Below are 16,209 nucleotides of genomic sequence, written 5' to 3' on the forward strand. Positions count from 1 at the left end.
AAAAATTCTAGCATTTTTACTATATTCCACTAAAAACTGACCAATAATATGTTTATTACGTATCACTCAACTTGGCATGATAGTAATACATTCAAAATTTTATATTTATATATTCATTTATTCCCTTTAACAGAAAAATGACACAGTCTTTTTGTATCTTATATTAATCTTTATTTTTTATTGTAACCTTCTTTGGTTACTTGACGTGCGCGTGCTAATGCTAAGCTTTCTTTAGGTATGTCATCTGTAATCGTCGATCCTGCTGCAATTAAAGCGCCATCTCCTACTGTTACAGGGGCAATCAAATTCGTGTTACAACCAATGAAAGCGTCTTTTCCAATGATTGTTTTAAATTTATTTACTCCATCATAATTAACAGTGATTGAACCACAACCAATATTTGTACGTTCACCAACTTTCGCATCGCCAATATAACTTAAGTGTGATACTTTTGCACCATCTTTTAATTCTGCTTTCTTAACTTCTACAAAGTTACCCACTTTAACTTCAGCACCTAGATTTGAACCAGGTCTTAATTGAGCAAATGGACCAACTTTGGTCTTATTTCCTACACTAGAATCATTGATGACTGATTGTATAATATGAACTTTATTGCCAATACGACTGTTGTTAATTTCTGAATATTGACCAACGTGTGTATCTTCACCAATGAATGTTTTTCCATTGATACGTACGCCTGGCTCAATAACAGTATCCATACCTATCTCTACATCTGGACCTATAAATGTAGTGATTGGATCAATGATTGTAACACCATTTCTCATATGATGATGATTAATACGATGTTGCAACGCTTTTTCAGCATGACTTAACATGATTCGATCATTTACACCCATAATTTCATCAAAGTCATCAGTATGATACACTTCTGCTTTTCCATTATCTTCTAAAATTAAAGTAACGACGTCAGGTAAATAATATTCACCCTGTGCATTATCATTTTTAACTTGTTTAAGTTTTTCGAATAACGTTTTATTATCAAATGCAAATATACCTGAGCTGATTTCATTGATGTCTTTTTGAGCATTTGTTGCATCTTTTTCTTCTACAATGCGATTAAGGTGATGATTTTGATCACGTACGATTCGCCCATACCCGAAAGGCGTCTGAGCTGTAGCCGATAAAACAGTAACTTGTGCTTGTGTTTCTTCATGGTGTGCAATTAAACGTTGTAAAGTTTCTGAAGTAATAAGTGGTGTATCTCCACATACTACTAATGTTGTACCTTCTTGAGTATGTAAATGTTCTTCTGCCATTTTAACTGCATGTGCAGTTCCTAATTGTTCATTTTGATAACTATATAATGACTGATTACCTAATGTCTCTTTTACTTGTTCTGCCCCGTGACCTACGATAGTGACGATTTGATTTACGCCCGCTTTTTTAACATTTGTCAGTACATGTTCAACCATTGGTTTACCAGCAACCTCATGTAACACTTTATATTTCTTTGATTTCATTCGTGTTCCTTTTCCAGCTGCTAATATGATTGCATTTCTTTGCATGAATAATAATCCTCCAATAAAATTTGCACTTCACAAGTAATTATAATTTAACTCAACTTATAGTTTCAAGATTTAACAAATTTTGTAAACAGAGTTTAATTATTTGCATCATACATTTAATTTTCAAAAAATATCGATAAAACAATAAAAATGGGCACGAAACAAAATTCAAGTTTGAATTTAGAGTTTCGTCCCCACGTCATTTAGCTTACATAATTAATAAAATAACCATTATCAAAAATATGATTTGATTTTTGTTATTTTAAGCTTCGTCTGATTCTTCTGTTACGTCTGATGAAGCATTTTTATCTGGAATCACTTCGTCAGTTTCATCATATACTTTCATCACAGCATCCTGTATTTCTTGTCTCATTTCTGAATTGATTGGATGTGCGATATCGCGGAATTCACCATCTGGTGTACGTTTGCTTGGCATAGCAACGAAAAGACCTGAGTTGCCTTCGATTACGCGTAAATCATGAATTACGAAAGCTTCGTCTAATGTGATAGAAACGAGTGCTTTCATTCTGCCATCTGTTTGTATTTTTCTAAGTCTTACATCTGTCACTTTCATGCAGTGAGCCCCCCTAGTATATATATCTTTGTGTGGTTAGAAGCATGACAATGTGTTAATTAAGTAAATTATATTCCTTTAACTTTACCTACTAATTCAATTTCAACTTTAACGTCTTTTGGTAGGCGAGACACTTCTACGCAACTTCGCGCAGGTTGATGCTCATTAAAGTAGCTACCATAAACTTCATTAATTTGTTGAAATTCATTCATATCAGAAATAAAAATAGTTGCTTTTACAACAGAGTTTAAATCAGAACCTGCTTCTTCAAGTACAACAGATAAATTTTCTAATACTTGTTTTGTTTGTTCTTTGACATCGCTACTTACGATGTTTCCTTCAGTATCTAATGGAATTTGTCCTGATGTGAATACTAAATTATTCACGACCATTGCATGAGAATATGGTCCTAACGCTTCAGGTGCTTTATTAGTATTAATTGTTTTCATGGTGTATAACTCCTTTTAAGAAAATTTAGACAAGATATTACCAGGTTCAACTTTAAATTCTTGATTATATTCGTCAACATCTGATAATTTGACTAAAGAAGTATAATCCTCAATCAATCTTTGTTTTACTTCTTTTGATTCTACTAGTACAGATACCCCTTTCACCTCTGCTTTAAACTCATTCATAAGATTCATTACACCATTTATTGAACCGCCTGCTCTCATAAAGTCATCTACAACTAACACATTTGAGTTTTCAGCTAATGTGCGTTTCGATAAGACCATCGTTTCAATTTTTCTTGATGAGCCTGAAACATAGTTAATGGAGACCGTAGAACCTTCAGTAACTTTATTGTCTTTTCTAATAACTACTACAGGTAAATTTAATACGTTTGCTACTGCATTGGCAAGTGATATCCCTTTCGTTGCGATCGTCACTACTGCATCTAGTTTCTCATCCATGTAAATACTAGCAATGAGTTTCCCTACTTTATTAAGTAATGATGGGTTACCAACTAAGTCCGATAAAAATAAATATCCACCTGGTAATAAGCGCTCTTTTTCTTGTAGCATAGTAATGATTTCTTCTATAATTTCGATTGCTTCTTCTTTGCTCATCATCGGCTTATAGGTTACACCGCCGCTTGCGCCAGCTGTTGTAATTACAGTTCCCAATTTTTCTTTTTGGAACGTATTTTTGATGATTTGAACGTCTTCACTAATCGATGACTTCGCTTGTTTAAATTTTTTCACAAAAAAAGTTAATGGAATTAACTGATTTGGATGGTTCATTAAATATTGTGTCATAAAGACAATACGTTCACTTCTTTTATACCTCATAAGTTCCAGCCTTTCTATCCTAATAATCTTACTAAATACACTTCGTTACAACAGCCATTTACAGCATTATATACTTTCTTTGCTTGGCTCTCCTTTTGAGCGAATGCATATACAGTAGGTCCACTCCCACTCATTAGTGCTCCATCAGCACCACAACGCAACATATTATTTTTAATTTTTTTAATTTCTGGATACATAGACATAGAAACGGTTTCTAAACGATTAGATAAACTCTTACACAATTTCATATAATCTCCCTGTCTAATCGCTTCTTCACACATTTCTGTATGTACATCATAATCCTCTTTTAAATTAAGTTCTTTAAAAATATCTGGAGAAGATATTCCAAGATTAGGTTTTGCTAATACCACCCATGCAGAAGGAGGTTTGTCTAGAAATTTAATTTTTTCGCCTCTCCCTTTACATATAGCAGTTTTATTATAGATGCAAAATGGAACATCTGTCCCAATTTGAAGGCCTAATTGGCTTAGTGTTTCTAAAGATGCGCCTAATTCATATAAACGATTAATTCCTCGCATCGTAGCAGCAGCATCAGCTGATCCCCCAGCTAATCCAGCAGAAACCGGAATATCTTTATCAATCGAAATCGTGACGCCTTGTTTAAGTTGATATGTTTCCATCATCAGTTTAGCTGCTTGGTAGGCGAGATTTTTATGATCATTAGTAACATAGTTATGTTCTATATCTACAACAATTTTATTATCATTTCTTTTCTGAAAAGACAATCTATCATTCAGATCTACTGTTGTCATTATCATAGCAATTTCATGGTAACCATCATTTCTTTTGAAAAGTGTATCGAGCGTCAAATTAATTTTGGCTGGTGCCGTTTCATATATCATTTTTCCGCCCTCTCTTCATCAATAGTATTAAAATGATTTTAACATAAAGACTTAAAATATTTGATAGTTACATTATAAATTATAATTAAAAGTTAATAAATTAGGAGATAAATGATCTTAATTTCAACTGCAAATCTTGATTTATTTAAATTATTATTTTATTAAAAGAGATTAAGAATTAAAAAGAGTGTTGAACTTAAACAGCCCAACACCCAATATGTTTTTAATGATAGAGTTTGTAGTACACTAAACAACTCTATATTTATATGTTCGAATTTAGTGTGCAACTACTTCTTGATGATTATCCTCTTCAAATGAAACTTGTACATTCTCTGTAAGAACATCCGTATATGTATACGACACTCTTTCAAAATTATGCTTATCTTGATCTAATTCAACAATAAATACTGAAGGATATGTCTCTTTTAACACTCCACAACGTTCGATTGTTTTTTTTCGACCACCGTTGGCTTTAAGTACAATACGATTTCCTAAATGACAATCAATAGAATTTTTGATGTCCAAAATTGATTTTGGCATATTGCTCCACCTCGCTACAGGTTACATAATATCACATTTTGAAGTAATATGTCAAATAAAATTTAAATTTTATCAAGGTAGCGACACTTTGTCAACAATTTAATTTTCTAATTCTGGGAAATTTTTCTTTTCTTCATACAATCGTGCAAAATCTTGTATAGAAAGGGTTTCTCCACGACGTTTAGGATCAATATTTGCGTTTTCTAACCATTGATGAATTTGTGATTTATATTTTTTACCATCTTTAAAGAAATTCTGATAGTTATTATTAATCGTTTTACGTCTTTGAGCAAAAGCAGCTTTTGCAAGTTTAAAGAAAGCTTGTTCATCGTCTACTGAAACAAGAGGTTCCTCTCTTTGCATCAATTTTACAACAATCGAGTCAACATTTGGTGGCGGCATAAACACTGATTTAGGGACAGTGAGTACTTTACTCGTTTCTGTGTAATATTGAGTCACAATAGATAAAGAACCATATGCTTTTGTACCTACTTCTGCATTTAAACGCTCTCCAACTTCTTTTTGCATCATCACTACATAACCATCAATGGGAATATCTTGTTGCATTAAATTAAGTAAAATCGGAGTCGTAATATAGTAAGGTAAATTCGCTACTACCATAATTTTATCGCAATCATTTAAATACGTGTTCACAGATGCAGCTATATCAGCTTTTAATATATCTTCATTTATAATTGTTACATTGTCGTAGGGATGAAGTGTTTCTTTTAAAACTGGAATTAAACGTTGATCGATTTCAAATGACAACACTTTTTTAGCACTTTTAGCGAGTTGCTCTGTTAATGATCCCATACCAGGACCCACTTCAATTATGCCTGTCGACTTATCAATATGACTTGCATCAATAATTTTATGAATAATATTAACATCTACTAAGAAATTTTGACCTAAGCTTTTCTTAAAATTAAAGTCAAATTGATTTAATAGTTCTTTTGTTCTAGAAGGTGTAGCTATATCTTTTCTATCCATCTTTACTTATTCTCCTTATCCATTGATAATGCACGTCGTACGTCTTCTTCAGTATAACCAAAAGCATTTAATTTTTTTAGTAATTGTTTGCCATTAGAATGTCCAATATGCAATTTACGTCCAAGTATTTCTCTCTTACGTCTCGCATCTTTACCAATAATTAAACCTAAATCAATTAATACACTTTTATCTATCGACTCTTCTCCTTCTTCAAAAGGAGAACTCACATGCATTAAGGCTTTCTTTATATCTTCAGGATGTGTATGTTCTATCCCAATTTTTCCACGCTTATTTTTCGCTTTTTCACGATCGACATAGGCATGTTTAACTCCTGGTACGTGTTCAGTAATAATATTTCTAATTCTATCACCTGGAAAGTCAGGATCAGTTAATACAATCACGCCTCTTGTTTCTTGAGCATTCTGAATCACTGCTAACGTTTCTCTATTAATGGCACTTCCATTTGTTTCAATCGTATCACATTCCACAGCTGTTTTAACTCGTTCTGTGTCATCTCTGCCTTCGACAACGATAAATTCATTTATTCTCATATTCATTTACCATTACCTTTCACTTAATCTCATTTCTATTATAACGGTTATACTATAAAAAATGAGAAAGATGCACATATTATCGTCATTCACTATTAGATAGCATTACGATAGATGATGTTTTACATCTTTCTCATACTGAGGATTATTAATTTAAGTTAAATAATCTTTCTGCATTTTCTGTAGTTTGACGACATACCTCTTCGTATGTCATATCACGTAAATCTGCAATTTGTTGTGCAACAAGCGTGACACGTTCAGGTTCATTACGTTTTCCTCTATAAGGATGTGGAGATAAATAAGGTGCATCTGTTTCAACTAATAAGCGATCCATTGGAACATGTTTAGCGACCTCTTTAGGTTGTTTTGCATTTTTGAATGTGACTGGTCCGCCTAATGACACATAGAAATTAAGTTTATTAATAATGACATCTGCAATTTCAGGTGATGCACTAAAACTATGCATAATGCCTCCAACTTCTTCTGCATGTTCTTCCATTAAAATATCTACACAATCTTGAGTTGCTTCACGATTATGAATGACAATAGGTAACTTAACGCGTTTAGCTAAAGCAATTTGCTTTCTAAACACTTCTTTTTGAACATCAGCTGGAGATTTATCCCAATGATAATCTAATCCCATTTCTCCAATACCGATAATTTTAGGATGCTGAGCTAATGATTCAATCCATTCTAAACGTTCTTCAGTAAAATCTATTGCATCTACAGGATGCCAACCGATAATACCATAAATAAAGTCATATTCATCAATCAGTTCCATAGTACGTTCAATTGTCTTAGTATCAAATCCCACGACAAACATACGGTCAACGCCTGCTTCTCTTGCACGAGATATCACTTCACTTAAATCTTCATCATATTGTTCGTCATTTAAATGAACATGTGTATCTATTAACATTTTATCTCTCCTAACGGCTATATTTATTTTATAATTGCACCATTTGGAATTGCACTCGGTAAGCTTACTAACGTTAATACTTTATCTTTTTCAGCTGATAATATCATACCTTCAGATTTGTGACCCATTAATTTTGCTGGCTTTAGGTTAGTTACAACAGCCACTTTTTTACCAATAATATCTTCTGGACGATAGAATTTCGCAATACCTGAAACAATCTGACGTTGTTCTGCTCCTAAATCAACTTGTATTTTTAATAATTTATCTGATTTCGGTACATTTTCTGCATCAATAACAGTTGCAGCTTTAATTTCAACTTTATCAAAATCTTTAATATCAATTTGCGATTTACTTGGTACTTCTTCTTTATCATCTTCATTAGATTTAGGTGGTTGCATTGATTCTTTAATAAATGCAATTTCATCCTCTGAATCTAATCTTGGGAAGATTGGAGAAGGTTTTTCAGTAACCATAATTGGTTCTTGTAATGCACCATAATGCTCTAAACTTGATAATTCGTATAAATCTGAATTATTAATATTCAATTGTTTGAAAATTTCTTTAGGCGCATGTGTTAAAAATGGGCGCAATAATACAGTTGCAAAACGAATATTTTCAACTAAGTGTGCCATTACATTTCCTAACATATCTTTTTGACTTTCATCTTTAGCTAAAACCCATGGAGTGGTTTCATCGATGTATTTATTTGTTCGACTTATTAACTTCCAAACTGTAGATAATGCTACTGAGAATTGGAAACTTTCCATATTGTCATGGAAGTTCTTCACAGTTTCAAGTGCTAATGCTTCCATATCTTCATCCAATTCATGTTTTGGTCCTTGATATGCAGGGAGCTCTCCTTGGAAATATTTATTAATCATAGAAATCGTACGGTTAACTAAGTTACCTAAATCATTTGCTAAGTCGAAATTAGTACGTTCAACAAATGCCTCCGGAGTAAATACGCCGTCAGATCCGAATGGTAATTCACGCATTAAGTAATAGCGTGTAGCATCTAAACCATAACGATCAATGAGAACATTAGGATCTACTACATTACCTTTAGATTTACTCATTTTTCCATCTTTCATTAAAATCCATCCGTGCGCGAATACTTTTTTCGGTAAAGGTAAATCAAGAGCCATAAGTAAGATAGGCCAAATAATAGAATGGAAACGAACGATTTCTTTTGCCATTAAATGTACATCTGCTGGCCAATATTTTTGGAATAATGAATCATCATCTGATAAATATCCAAGAGAAGAAATATAGTTTACTAAAGCATCAATCCATACATAAACTACATGTTTAGGGTTAGATGGAACTCTTACCCCCCAATCAAATGACGTACGTGAAACTGCTAAGTCTTCTAATCCTGGTTTAATAAAGTTATTAATCATTTCATTTTTTCTAGATGGAGGTTGAATAAAATCAGGATTAGCATCGTAAAATTCTAATAAACGATCTGTATATTTATTAATATTAAAGAAATAACTTTCTTCTTTAACTAATTCAACTTCATGTCCAGAATCTGGACTTTTACCGCCTGCGATTTTACCATTTTCGTAAACAGGGTCTACAAGTTGAGATTCAGTATAATACGTTTCATCAGGGACAGAATACCATCCCTCATATTCACCAAGATAAATATCACCTTGTTTTAATAAACGTTCAAATACTTTTTCTACCACTTGTTTATGACGTTCTTCTGTAGTTCTAATAAAATCATCATTTGAGATTTCCAATTTAGCCCATAAACGTTTGATTCCAGCAATCATTTCATCTAAATACTCTAATTCTGTTTTTCCTGCTTTTTGCGCTTTTTCTTGGATTTTTTGACCATGTTCGTCTGTACCTGTAAGATAACGAACATCATATCCTTGCATACGTTTATATCGTGCAATTACATCACCAGCAACTGTAGAATATGCGTGACCGATATGCAGATTACCACTAGGATAATAAATAGGGGTTGTAATATAAAATGTTTCTTTCGCCATCAGTAGTCCTCCCTTTCGTTCATGTCTTAATGACTAGTTCACTTTAAATTTTATCTAAATTTTTAATTATTTTCTAATGAATATTTAATATAACGTTTGTGACGACACATCATCATAAAACATCTATCTTATTCATTATAACCCATATAGAATATACATTGTCGTATCTTATTAACATTACCATAAATTAATATTTTATGGTATTTTTCTATCACTATGATACAAGTTTTTATTAATTTTACGATTTAATATTATGATAAATATCATAAATCTCACTTGTTTTCATCTGTCGTTCTTCTGCGACTACTTTTATCGCTTTCTTAGGTTTTAAATTTTGAGTCTCAATATAATGATTAACATGATCTATAATCGTTACATCTTCAAACCATTGCTTTGTTTCTTGAGCTTTGGCCCCCTCAATTAAAATCACAAATTCTCCCTTTTGTGGAATCTCTTGATTTTCAATTGCTTCTAATAATTGTGATACTTCAAACATAACCACTTGTTCAAATTTTTTAGTAAGTTCACGACCTACTGCTACACGTCTTTTTGCATCTACTTTAATAATCGCTTTTAGTGTATCAATCACTCTAAATGGAGACTCATAAATGATTAAAGTACTATCTTGATACATTCGTTGAGATAAAATATTCACTTTTTCTTTTTCTTTTCGTGGCAAGAAGCCTAAAAAAGTATATGTAAATGAAGGTAAACCACTTGCCATTAGTGCAGTTAATCCTGCATTAGGTCCTGGAATGGTTTCTACAGCAATGTTATGTTTATGTGCTTCAACAACAAGTTCATATCCTGGATCGCTAATTAACGGCAACCCTGCATCTGATACAAGCGCAATATTATTTTCTTCTTTAAGTAATTGAATTAAATAATCTGTCTGTTGCTCTTTATTATGTTCATGATATGATTTTAATGGAGTAGTAATATCATAGTGGTTACATAACTTTTTAGTTACTCTCGTATCTTCACACGCAATGATATCTACCTGTTTTAACGTTTCGATTGCTCGAAATGTAATGTCACTTAAATTACCTATCGGTGTCCCTACTAAGTATAAAGTTGCCATATTATCCCTCCTCAATCAATTTTAGTTTTCTTTGTCTTGTAAATGTCTTAATTTCATATTCTCTACGTAAAGCTTCTGATTTTGTCTCGTACATTTCTTGATATACTAACACTACCGGACGTCTTATTTTTGTATATTTAGCACCTTTCCCAGCATTGTGTTTATTTATACGTGCCTCAATATTATTCGTATACCCTGTATATAAACTGTTATCACTGCAACGTACGATATATACAAAGTGACTACCCATAATAAACCTCTTTCATTTGCTCACTATATTCGCCATTTTCATTGTAAATATAAAATGGTGGTGCAATCTCTAGACCTTGATTACCATTTTTTCTTCCTTCAACAACAATAGTGACTGCTGATTTACCATGCTTACTATAAATAAATACAATACGTTTAGGTTCGATATTAGCTTGTCTCATTTCAGTTAATACATCCATAAGTCGTTCAGCACGATGAACCATAACTAGACGTCCACCCTGTTTTAATAAATGCCGTGCTGCAAACATGCAATCTTCTAAACTACACATAATTTCATGTCGTGCTATTTTATGTGCTTCTTTTTGGTGTTGATGAAGTTGATTACGTTTAAAGTAAGGCGGGTTACAGGTTATTAATGTAAACTGAGAGGGTTTAAACGTTTGATACACATCTTTTAAATCCATATTATGCATAGATAAACGCTCTTCTAATCGATTATATTTAAAGCTTCGTTGAGCCATGTCTGCCAACTGTTCTTGAATTTCAATACTTTCTATTTTTTGATGACTTTTTGCAGATAATAATAAAGCAATAACACCATTTCCGGCACACAAGTCTAGAATGCTATCATTTTTTCGTACTTTAGTAAAATGTGCTAATAAAAGTGCATCAGTAGAAAAAGAAAACACCTCATCATTTTGAATGATTTTTAAGTTCTCCTTAATTAAATCATCTAATCTTTCTTGTTCCTTCAACATATATGTTATCTCCTAAAAAAGAGATGTATCACAACACAAAATCTGAAATTTTATTGTGTTGAAATTCATCTCTCCTAAAAATTAAAATTATACCATCCATTTATCATTCTTTGTTATGGATTTAACTATTTAAAACATTCATGCATAATAAACAATCTTCACCATAACGATGTTTACCAAATAATTCGCCATTACAAATATGAAAACCTTCACTATACAAAACAGCTAAATTGTCTTTACTTGGTAAAGGTTTTTTTACATTTTTAATTGCACTTTTAAAGTCATTTTCATTTGATTTTTTATTATGTTGACTTTCACTATTGACTTTTGTTGATTCAACATCTTGTTCACTTTTAGCCATTAGCGCTTTTAAATTATCGTTTTCTACTTGTAACGTTACATTTTCTTCTATCAATTGAATAGCTAAAGATTTAAGTTCAGTCATCTCTTGAGTTAATACATTAACGTTACTTTCTAATTTTACAATTTTTTCGAATAAATCATTGCGATTCAAAAGAAAGACACTCTCCTTAATTAAATGTAGCTAATTCCTCCATTTTATATTCTAAAGGTTGCTCTAAACCATCAATCTTCACTTGCATCGAAATATCTAATATATTTAATCCTACAACTTGTCCAGTACCTTCCGGTGTATGAATTTCATCGCCTACATCTGGTAATTGTGCACGAGCTTCCTCATAATAATCATTTTCATATTTAAGACAACACATTAAACGTCCACATGCACCAGAAATTTTAGTTGGATTTAATGATAAATTTTGATCTTTTGCCATTTTGATAGATACCGGTTGAAAATCTCCTAAAAATGTTGAACAACATAATGAACGTCCACACGGTCCAATTCCACCTAGTAGTTTTGCTTCATCACGAACGCCAATTTGTCTAAGTTCAATACGTGTTCTTAAATTTTGAGCTAATACTTTCACTAACTTTCTAAAATCGATACGATCATCAGCAGTAAAATTAAAAATGACTTTCGATTTATCTAAAGTATACTCACAATTCACTAAGCGCATATCTAAGTCTTGATCTTTCACTAACTGTTTACATAAAATTAGTGCTTGCTCTGCATCTTCTTCATTTTGATTGTATTGTTGTATATCTTCTTCAGTTGCAATACGTAGAATATCTTTTAACGGTAATGTCACATCTTCATCATTTACACATTTTGAAGCTAACTTTACTATACCTATTTCAATGCCTCGTTTAGATTCGACTACAACCCAGTCTTCACTGTCTAATTTTAAATCATTCGGCGCATAATATTCCAATTTACCTGCTTTTTGAAATTGCACACCTACTACATTTGGCATTTAACTCACACCTTTAATTACGATTTGTTCAAATACGAGCATCGGATTCACATTCTGTATCAATTTTTTATGTGCTTCTGTAATTTGATCATACATTAATATCATTTGATTAAGTGTTAATCGTGTTGTGTATTCCTTAATTAGTGGTTTAAGATCAGTAAAAATGAAATTGTTCTCAATTCCGACTTTAGCATGCATCATATCTTCAAAAAAAGCATTGATAACAGACAAAGTAAGAAGTTGTAGTTTTCGATTTTTAGCATTTTTTAACACATCAATAACACCAATCAAGGCCATTGGTTTATTTGTTAATAATAATTCGCACCAATGAACGATTACTTTTCTTAATTCAATTAAATCATACTCTTCATTAAGGTCTTTGGCTACCTCAATTTGTGTCGTATATGAACTTAACATTTCAGCAATAGCCCGATTCATACCATTATCAACAAGTTTATCGATAAAATGCGATTTGTCACTCGGTTTAAAATACATATGTTGACATCTAGAGTGAATCGTATTTAATATTTGTTCTGGTTTAGTAGAAATTAAAATTGCAATAGTATTTTCTGGAGGTTCCTCTAAAAATTTTAAGATACTATTTTTACCTTGAACTGTTAACTTTTCAAAGTCTTCTATGATATAAACTTTATATGTACCTTCAATAGGTAATTGGTTCATTTGGCGTACAAGTTGTTCAATTTGTTCTTTTTTTATAGTAGATTCTTCAGAGGATATATATGTAAAATCAGGATGATTAAAATTACGCAATTTCAACTCACATTGTTCATTTCCATTACAAAGAATAAGTTGTGCAAATTCCATTGCTACATGTTTCATTGATTGTGCATCATCACCTTCAAATAAATAGGCATGTGATAATTTATTCGAATGAAACGCATTAGCTAATTTTTGTAATTCCTCCATATTTGCATACTCCCTATTCATAGTTCATTTTAAAATTATATCATTAAATTTTTCAGTCGCATTTATCATTTAGCAATTAATTATGATGTATATGATAAAGAGCCGATAACATAAAAAATATGTTTCAGGCTCTTTGAAAATTATCTTTTAAAACTTTATTTAATTGTTAAATTAAGCTTAGAATCTGTGGAATTTTTCTACTGGCATTACAAATACTGTAGCGCCTCCAACTTCAACTTCAACAGGATAAGGTATGTAAGAGTCTGCACTACCACCCATTGGCGTCATTGGTGAAACAAGTTGATCTCTATTACCACACGTATTATCAATGACGGTTAACGCTTCATCAACACGTTCATCATCTACACCACATAAGAATGTTGTATTTCCTGCTCTTAAGAAGCCACCAGTTGTTGCTAGTTTAGTAGCTCTAAAATTGTTTTTTACGAGTTGGTCTGAAAGTTCTTGACTATCTTGATCTTGAACGATCGCTATAATCATTTTCATTTTAATACACCTCTCCATATTATTATATCATAAGTTTTTTAAGTAACTTAAAATGATCTCATACGTATCACTTACGACACTTTCGATGTTTTGTGTAGCATCAACTACTTTAAAACGCTCAGGATTAGTTTTAATTAATGTTTTATATCCCTCAATTACTTTTTGATGAAAAGTTAGTGTTTCTTTATCTAATCGATTCTGACTTCTTTGATTTTTTAGTATTCGTTCTCTCCCCACTTCAGCATCAATATCAAGATAAATTGTTAAATCTGGATAAAGTCCATTAATTGCAAATTCATTTATTTTTTTAACTTCTTCTATACCTATACCCCGTGCATGCCCTTGATATGCTAAAGAACTGTCAATATATCGATCACATAAAACTACTTTATTATTTTTTAAAGCGGGTATCACTTTTTCAACCAAATGTTCTCTTCTAGATGCTGCAAATAACAATGCTTCTGTACGTATATCAATATTTTCACCATCTAGTAAGATATTACGTATTTCTTCCCCCGTAGATACTCCACCTGGTTCTCTAGTAGAAATAACATTATAATTTTCAGATAACAACTTATTAATCTGATTTAACACTGTAGTTTTCCCAGAACCTTCAGGCCCTTCAAACGTTATAAATGCAGCCATATTATTCATCCTTAACTAATATTTTATCGTTTTTAATACCTTCAACACGTACACTATGTGAAAGATAATATTGCATCAATTTTATCATATTTTTAGTCACTTTTTCTCCTTTCCAAAACACAGGAATTCCAGGAGGATAAGGCACAATATGTTGAGCTAATACTTTATCTTGTGCTTTATTAATATTTATCCAATATGCATGATTAATATACTTTGATACATAAACACTTTTTTCTAGCGGCAATAAAACCGGCTCTAGCTTTTCTTTTGCTTTTTTAGGTAATTTTATAGTTTTTATTCTATGCAGTAATGTTTCGAAAGGATATCTATCATTAAAATGCCACAATGGTAAGACAATGAGTATTTGATAATCATCAGCTAATTCAATATAAATATGATTCTTTTCAAAATAACGTTGTACTTCAAAACCCGTATGCCCATTTGCTCGAACAATAAGCTTTAATGGATCCTCGACTTCAATAACTTCAAAATGCTGTTGTCTTAACGTTTCAATAAATTGTTTTCTTTTTTCGAAAAAGAGACTACTGTCATAAGAATTATAAAATTGATGCGCTAGTTCAATGCTCGACATTACTAAATAAGATGGACTAGAAGTTTGAAAAATACCTAAATATTTAATAACTTCATCTTTCAAAGGTGCATTTTTATGAATAAATAATACTGATCCCATAGTAAGCGTAGGCAAAGTTTTGTGATACGATTGAACAACATAGTCAGCTTCTGATTCTAAAGCTGATTTAGGAAAGTGTTTCAAATTAAAATGGGCACCATGAGCCTCATCAATTAAAACAGGTATATTGTAATCGTGAAATTGTTTAACACACTGATTGATATCAAAGCATTCTCCATAATAATTTGGATAAGTAACGACAGCGAGTTTTTGATGTCGTAACATTTTAGTATCAATCAAAGGCGCTAAATACTGGTAACTTTTATCACTTCTGTACATAGGCAAAATATCTGCAGACTGTTGAGTTAAATCTAAAGCATTAAAAACTGATTTATGTACATTACGGCTAATTAGATAACGACCTTTTATATGAGTAAATGCTTGTATAACTGATAAAATGCCTGAAGTTGTACCATTAACTAAATAATAAGCATCATAATTAGGATGCTTATTCACACGATTCATACTTTCTAAAATAGTATCTTCTGGATGATGTAAATCATCTAGACCCGTGATTTCAGTCATATCCATTTTCAAAGATAATGCATCTAAATAACCGATAGTCATATTTTTATGTCCTGGAACATGTAATGAGATAGCATGATGATGAATTAAATCATCAAGTTTTTGAGTGATAGGTAATTTCAATTAAGTCCTCTCCTCATATATCTTTAAATATCTCCTATTTTAATAGATAATTTAAAAAAATAAAAGAAACGCTACAACTTCTGTTGTTTGATCTCTTCTCAATTCATTAGCTCCAAGCACTTTTTCTAAATTTCGACATAAAAAAAGAGACCTCAC

The 16,209-nt window shown here is 31.7% G+C and carries 19 protein-coding genes; all 19 read right to left on the minus strand.

Annotated elements, in window-relative coordinates; translation table 11 throughout:
* Positions 1 to 170: 170 nt before the first annotated feature.
* The 19 genes from glmU to HMPREF2578_RS02895 all read right to left on the minus strand — a co-directional run bounded on the left by glmU (position 171) and on the right by HMPREF2578_RS02895 (position 16,053).
* Positions 171 to 1,526, minus strand: coding sequence for a bifunctional UDP-N-acetylglucosamine diphosphorylase/glucosamine-1-phosphate N-acetyltransferase GlmU (gene glmU, locus HMPREF2578_RS02805; protein WP_017176421.1), 1,356 nt, complete (start codon positions 1,524 to 1,526; stop codon positions 171 to 173).
* A 262-nt stretch (positions 1,527 to 1,788) separates the two neighbouring features.
* Positions 1,789 to 2,100, minus strand: coding sequence for a septation regulator SpoVG (gene spoVG / locus HMPREF2578_RS02810; RefSeq protein WP_002449945.1), 312 nt, complete (start codon positions 2,098 to 2,100; stop codon positions 1,789 to 1,791).
* 68 nt (positions 2,101 to 2,168) lie between these two features.
* A complete protein-coding gene (locus HMPREF2578_RS02815) occupies positions 2,169 to 2,549 on the minus strand; it encodes a RidA family protein (RefSeq protein WP_002449962.1) in 381 nt (126 codons plus the stop codon).
* A 15-nt stretch (positions 2,550 to 2,564) separates the two neighbouring features.
* Entirely contained in the window at positions 2,565 to 3,389 is an 825-nt protein-coding gene (gene purR, locus HMPREF2578_RS02820) for a pur operon repressor (RefSeq protein WP_002449943.1), read from the minus strand.
* 14 nt (positions 3,390 to 3,403) lie between these two features.
* On the minus strand, positions 3,404 to 4,252 hold the full coding sequence (ispE, locus tag HMPREF2578_RS02825) for a 4-(cytidine 5'-diphospho)-2-C-methyl-D-erythritol kinase (RefSeq protein ID WP_017176422.1): 849 nt from the start codon (positions 4,250 to 4,252) through the stop codon (positions 3,404 to 3,406).
* Positions 4,253 to 4,528: 276 nt separating this feature from the next.
* A complete protein-coding gene (veg, locus tag HMPREF2578_RS02830; protein ID WP_002449940.1) occupies positions 4,529 to 4,792 on the minus strand; it encodes a biofilm formation stimulator Veg in 264 nt (87 codons plus the stop codon).
* A 99-nt stretch (positions 4,793 to 4,891) separates the two neighbouring features.
* Positions 4,892 to 5,782, minus strand: coding sequence for a 16S rRNA (adenine(1518)-N(6)/adenine(1519)-N(6))-dimethyltransferase RsmA (gene rsmA / locus HMPREF2578_RS02835; RefSeq protein ID WP_017176423.1), 891 nt, complete (start codon positions 5,780 to 5,782; stop codon positions 4,892 to 4,894).
* Positions 5,783 to 5,784: 2 nt separating this feature from the next.
* Positions 5,785 to 6,333: a ribonuclease M5 gene (rnmV, locus tag HMPREF2578_RS02840; protein ID WP_029376829.1), complete on the minus strand. Its 549-nt coding sequence runs from the start codon at positions 6,331 to 6,333 to the stop codon at positions 5,785 to 5,787.
* 148 nt (positions 6,334 to 6,481) lie between these two features.
* A complete protein-coding gene (locus tag HMPREF2578_RS02845; RefSeq protein ID WP_017176425.1) occupies positions 6,482 to 7,252 on the minus strand; it encodes a TatD family hydrolase in 771 nt (256 codons plus the stop codon).
* Positions 7,253 to 7,275: 23 nt separating this feature from the next.
* Positions 7,276 to 9,252 carry a methionine--tRNA ligase gene (gene metG / locus HMPREF2578_RS02850; protein ID WP_017176426.1) on the minus strand — a complete coding sequence of 659 codons (1,977 nt, stop codon included), beginning with the start codon at positions 9,250 to 9,252 and terminating at the stop codon, positions 7,276 to 7,278.
* 238 nt (positions 9,253 to 9,490) lie between these two features.
* Positions 9,491 to 10,333, minus strand: coding sequence for a 16S rRNA (cytidine(1402)-2'-O)-methyltransferase (rsmI, locus tag HMPREF2578_RS02855; RefSeq protein WP_017176427.1), 843 nt, complete (start codon positions 10,331 to 10,333; stop codon positions 9,491 to 9,493).
* A gap of 1 nt (position 10,334) precedes the next feature.
* On the minus strand, positions 10,335 to 10,583 hold the full coding sequence (locus HMPREF2578_RS02860) for a GIY-YIG nuclease family protein (RefSeq protein ID WP_017176428.1): 249 nt from the start codon (positions 10,581 to 10,583) through the stop codon (positions 10,335 to 10,337).
* The gene (locus HMPREF2578_RS02865; protein ID WP_019835400.1) at positions 10,576 to 11,301 is read right to left on the minus strand and encodes a tRNA1(Val) (adenine(37)-N6)-methyltransferase; all 726 of its coding nucleotides are present in this window, start codon (positions 11,299 to 11,301) and stop codon (positions 10,576 to 10,578) included. Before HMPREF2578_RS02865 ends, HMPREF2578_RS02860 begins: the two co-directional genes overlap by 8 nt.
* Positions 11,302 to 11,422: 121 nt before the next feature.
* Positions 11,423 to 11,815 carry a DNA replication initiation control protein YabA gene (yabA, locus tag HMPREF2578_RS02870; RefSeq protein ID WP_017176430.1) on the minus strand — a complete coding sequence of 131 codons (393 nt, stop codon included), beginning with the start codon at positions 11,813 to 11,815 and terminating at the stop codon, positions 11,423 to 11,425.
* Positions 11,816 to 11,831: 16 nt separating this feature from the next.
* Positions 11,832 to 12,635: a PSP1 domain-containing protein gene (locus tag HMPREF2578_RS02875; RefSeq protein WP_017176431.1), complete on the minus strand. Its 804-nt coding sequence runs from the start codon at positions 12,633 to 12,635 to the stop codon at positions 11,832 to 11,834.
* On the minus strand, positions 12,636 to 13,562 hold the full coding sequence (locus tag HMPREF2578_RS02880) for a DNA polymerase III subunit delta' C-terminal domain-containing protein (RefSeq protein ID WP_017176432.1): 927 nt from the start codon (positions 13,560 to 13,562) through the stop codon (positions 12,636 to 12,638).
* Between the two features lie 177 nt (positions 13,563 to 13,739).
* Complete coding sequence (locus HMPREF2578_RS02885; RefSeq protein WP_002455851.1) at positions 13,740 to 14,069, minus strand: cyclic-di-AMP receptor; 330 nt, start codon at positions 14,067 to 14,069, stop codon at positions 13,740 to 13,742.
* Positions 14,070 to 14,096: 27 nt separating this feature from the next.
* The gene (gene tmk / locus HMPREF2578_RS02890) at positions 14,097 to 14,714 is read right to left on the minus strand and encodes a dTMP kinase (protein WP_017176433.1); all 618 of its coding nucleotides are present in this window, start codon (positions 14,712 to 14,714) and stop codon (positions 14,097 to 14,099) included.
* 1 nt (position 14,715) lies between these two features.
* Positions 14,716 to 16,053 carry an aminotransferase class V-fold PLP-dependent enzyme gene (locus HMPREF2578_RS02895; RefSeq protein ID WP_017176434.1) on the minus strand — a complete coding sequence of 446 codons (1,338 nt, stop codon included), beginning with the start codon at positions 16,051 to 16,053 and terminating at the stop codon, positions 14,716 to 14,718.
* Positions 16,054 to 16,209: the final 156 nt, after the last annotated feature.

This window comes from Staphylococcus sp. HMSC072H03 (assembly GCF_001809305.1).
Taxonomy (GTDB): Bacteria; Bacillota; Bacilli; order Staphylococcales; family Staphylococcaceae; genus Staphylococcus; species Staphylococcus hominis.